This is a genomic window from Nonomuraea sp. NPDC004702 (genome assembly GCF_053601695.1).
The window spans coordinates 1-1364 of sequence record NZ_JBSGCE010000198.1 but is presented as its reverse complement, the minus strand read 5'-3'; the positions used below and the strand labels follow the sequence as shown (position 1 = coordinate 1364).

General features: G+C 70.0%; 2 protein-coding genes. Both read left to right on the top strand.

Going from position 1 to position 1364, the window contains the following annotated elements:
* Positions 1–17 precede the first annotated feature (17 nt).
* Positions 18–137 carry an RICIN domain-containing protein gene (locus ACWEJ6_RS54740; RefSeq protein WP_452433713.1) on the top strand — a complete coding sequence of 40 codons (120 nt, stop codon included), beginning with the start codon at positions 18–20 and terminating at the stop codon, positions 135–137.
* Positions 138–336: 199 nt separating this feature from the next.
* Positions 337–1364, top strand: a 1028-nt coding sequence (locus ACWEJ6_RS54735) for a ricin-type beta-trefoil lectin domain protein (protein WP_452433711.1), incomplete at its 3' end; no start/stop codon positions are given.

Sequence of the window (1364 nt, the reverse complement as noted above, 5' to 3'; positions counted from 1 at the left end):
TCAACGCCGACGGCTCCATCACCGCCGTCGGTGCGAACAAGTGCCTGGACGTGCCGAGCAACAGCACCGCCAACGGCGTCAAGCTCCAGATCTGGAGCTGCAACGGCGGCTCCAACCAACGCTGGACCCGCACCTGAGGCCGGTGGCGCCGCCGGACCACGCCGTCCGGCGGGCCCCGGCCCGGCGTCGGACACCGGCGCGATGTCAGCGACAGCGAACGTGATCACAGGAGGTCCTGATGTCCCCACCAACAGAGGGGTCGATGCGCTCAGCGCGGGCGTCAACGGCCGACTCGGCCGACTCGTCCGGCTCGCGGCCGGTGGTGAGAGGGTGAGCATGCGTACCTGGAGGCGATGGCGGGCCGCCGTGCTGACGGTGGCGGCGTTACTGGCGGTCGGCACGGCGATGGGGACGGGGGTCGCCGGAGCCGAGTCCAACGGCGGGGTACGGGTCATGCCCCTCGGCGACTCGATCACCGAGGGCACGCAGGTGCCGGGCGGCTACCGGATCGGCCTGTGGCAGCGCCTGGCCGGGGGCCGCTACACGGTCGATTTCGTCGGTTCACAGTTCAACGGCCCCGGCAGCCTGGGCGATCATGATCACGAGGGCCACCCAGGCTGGCGGATCGACCAGATCGACGCGAACCTCACCGGCTGGCTGCGCACGTACACGCCGCGCACGCTGCTGCTGCACCTGGGCACCAACGACATCCTGCAGAACTACAACGTGGCCGGCGCTCCGCAACGGCTGTCCACGCTGATCGACCACATCACCGCGGCCGTGCCGGACGCGGACGTCTTCGTCGCGACCGTCATCCCGCTGTCCAACGCCGGACAGGAGTCCGCCGCCCGCACCTTCAACGCGGCGATCCCCGGCATCGTCCAGAGCAAGGTGAACAGTGGCAAGCACGTCCACCTGGTCGACATGCACAGCAGGTTGACCACCTCGGACCTGATCGACGGCGTCCACCCGACCGCCGGCGGCTACGACAAGATGGCCGCCGCCTGGTACGCGGCACTGCAATCGGTCCCCGGAAGCATCGGCCAGCCGCAGGGCGAACCATCCGGCGGGACGGAGATCAAGGGCGTGGGCTCGGGCCGTTGCCTGGATGTCACCGGCGCGTCACAGGCGAACGGCGCGCAGGCGCAGATCTGGGACTGCAACGGCCAGAGCAACCAGCGCTGGACGCCGACCAGCGCCGGTGAGCTGCGCGTGTACGGCGGCAAGTGCCTGGACGTGGCCAACCGGAGCACCGCCGACGGCGCCGGGGTGATCATCTGGGACTGCAGCGGCCAGAGCAACCAGCAGTGGCGCTTCAACGCCGACGGCTCCATCACCGCCGTCGGTGCGAACAAGTGCCTGGA